This is a genomic window from Pseudomonas sp. P5_B2 (genome assembly GCF_056400445.1).
This window is the reverse complement of the sequence record NZ_JBFULH010001322.1, coordinates 1-708: the sequence shown is the minus strand read 5'-3', so window position 1 is coordinate 708 and position 708 is coordinate 1. Positions and strand designations below refer to the sequence as shown.

Here is a 708-nt window from a genome sequence, read left to right as displayed (position 1 = left end):
GAAGGGCACATCTCCATGCAGGATATGAAGCAGGAGCTTTCCATGACCGGTAAGTTCACAATGCATCCCTTGGGTGCCATTGGCCGTTATCGTCCCAATAAAGTGGCAAGTAGAACGGCGTCTGATGTGAACGAATTTTTGATTGTGGCGGAGCGGCCAGATATAGGGCTTGCCAAAACTCGCAATAAAACCTTCAAGCAAATCCCTGTGGAGAGCTATGCATGAGTGCGCCGCGTCCGCTTGAGGTTGAGTTCCTATCGCCAGCAGAAGCAGCTTTGACTAAGGCTGTTGGTGGCCATGGCCTTGGTAGCTTTGAGCTTCGTCTTCAGGTGTTAGAGGCAGCGTCGGCTCGTTTTGGAGGGTTTGATCTAGAAGGGTTTCATGAAATCTTTGGCATTCAAAGCAAGATGACAGCAGTCACGTTGATGGAACTTGCCGCTCCAGTCGCCGCTGCTATTGAATGCTCCCCCATACATCCTGCTTTGGCCCTGAGCGCTCTAGCTCGGGAAGCCCTGCACGAACAGGATCGAAAGAGTACCGGGGCCTATCATACAGACTTCCGTCTTGCCTCTAGGCTCGCACAGCTTGCCTCCTCCAAACTCACTCATGAGAGTCGAGTGATTGATCCGGCCAGTGGCGCAGGGATTTTGTTAGCTGCTTTGACCCATGCAGTGTGTGGTGTAGACCGTGCCAAGGTCGCGCATTGGC

2 protein-coding genes are annotated in these 708 nt (G+C 53.0%); both read left to right on the top strand.

Features of this window, described 5'->3' with window-relative positions:
- Positions 1-225 (top strand): hypothetical protein (locus AC1DRJ_RS30990; protein ID WP_477805468.1); only part of this gene is annotated, 225 nt, incomplete at its 5' end.
- Positions 222-708: hypothetical protein (locus tag AC1DRJ_RS30985; RefSeq protein WP_477805467.1), on the top strand; the 487-nt coding region annotated here is incomplete at its 3' end. The genes AC1DRJ_RS30990 and AC1DRJ_RS30985, both read left to right, overlap by 4 nt.